Source organism: Xanthobacter pollutisoli, from assembly GCF_040044995.1.
Lineage (GTDB): Bacteria > Pseudomonadota > Alphaproteobacteria > Rhizobiales > Xanthobacteraceae > Xanthobacter.
This window is the reverse complement of sequence record NZ_JBDZDP010000070.1, coordinates 1-1,409: the sequence shown is the minus strand read 5'-3', so window position 1 is coordinate 1,409 and position 1,409 is coordinate 1. Positions and strand designations below refer to the sequence as shown.

2 protein-coding genes are annotated in these 1,409 nt (G+C 68.5%); both read right to left on the bottom strand.

Annotated elements, in window-relative coordinates; genetic code table 11:
• Positions 1 to 99: 99 nt before the first annotated feature.
• A complete protein-coding gene (locus tag ABLE93_RS26885) occupies positions 100 to 519 on the bottom strand; it encodes a PaaI family thioesterase (protein WP_348842719.1) in 420 nt (139 codons plus the stop codon).
• Positions 520 to 530: 11 nt separating this feature from the next.
• The coding region (locus ABLE93_RS26880; RefSeq protein ID WP_348842718.1) for a zinc-binding dehydrogenase at positions 531 to 1,409 on the bottom strand (879 nt) is incomplete at its 5' end.

The following is a 1,409-nucleotide window of genomic DNA, read 5'->3' as shown; positions in this document are numbered from 1 at the left end:
TCAAGGTGAATCCCAGGGCCTCGCAGGTTGCGGCGGCCGCATCCATGTTCCGCAGGGTGTTGATCACCACGTGGTCGAGTGCGGCCACCGTTTGCCTCCTCAGGCCGCGGCGGGGATCATGTAGACCCCGCGCCCGCTGGCCAGCAGCTTGCCAGCCTCGTCCAGGATCTGCGCCTCGGCGACGCAGAGCTGGCCGCCGAACTTGATGACCTTGCCGACGCACACCAGGTCGTGCTGCATGGCCGCGCGGTGGTAGTCCACCCGCAGGTCCACGGTGGGCACGCCGCGGCCGGTCCTGGACACCAGGGCCCAGTCGGCGGTCAGGTCCACGAGGGTCGCGAGGATGCCGCCGTGGGTATAGCCGCGGTCGGCGTTCACCACCCATTCCGGCCGCCACTTGGCGCGCAGGCGGATGCTGCCCTCGCCGACCTCCTCCACGGTGAGGCCGAGCCACTGGTGGAACGGGCCACGCAGCAGCATGGCCTCCACCTTCTCCTTGGTGAGGGGGGTATCGCTCATGGTGCGGCCTTTCAGGGGGTGACGACGATCTTGCCCATGACCTCGCGGTCACGGATCATGCGCAGGCCCTCGGCGGCCTCTTCCAGCGGCAGCACCTTGTCCACCACCGGCTTCAGCGTGCCCTCCTGGATCATGTCCATGAGCGCCGACAGATTGTCGTGGTAGAAGCTGTTGGAGCCGATGACCTTGAGCTCGAAGCTCCAGATGTAGCGCAGGTCTTCCTTGGGATCGTGGCCGGCGGTGGCGCCGCACACCAGGATGGTGCCGCCGCGCTTGACGCACTTCAGGGAGGGCGCCCAGGTGTCGCCGCCGGTGAAGTTCACCACCACGTCGACGCCGCCGCCGTAGCCGCGCCGCTCGGGCTTGCCGTACTGCTGGATGGCCCACTTGGAGAAGTCGGTCTCGCGGTAGTTGACCACGTGGTCGGCGCCCAGTTCCTTGAGGCGGGCCATCTTGTCGTCGGATCCGGCGCAGGCGATGACCTCGCAGCCCATCTGCTTGGCCAGCATGACGCAGCCGGTGCCGACGCCGCCCGAGGCGCCGAGGATGAGCACCTTGTCGCCCTTCTTCACCGTGTTGTGGGTGACGAGCATGCGGTGCGCGGTGCCGTAGGCGACGGGCAGCGAGGCGGCGTCCACGAAGCTGACGTCGGGCGGCATCCTGATGAGCTGGCCGGCGGTGACCGCGCAATACTGCGCCATGCCGCCGTCGAGCATCTCGCCCATCAGCCCCTTGCCGGGGTTGAGCGGATTGACGAGGACGCGGTCGCCCACCGCCCAGCCGGTGACGCCCTCGCCCAGCTCGACGATCTCGCCGGCCATGTCGAGGCCGATGATGACCGGCAGGGGCACCTTGATGCCGGGCATGCCCTTCACCGTGAACACGTCGTG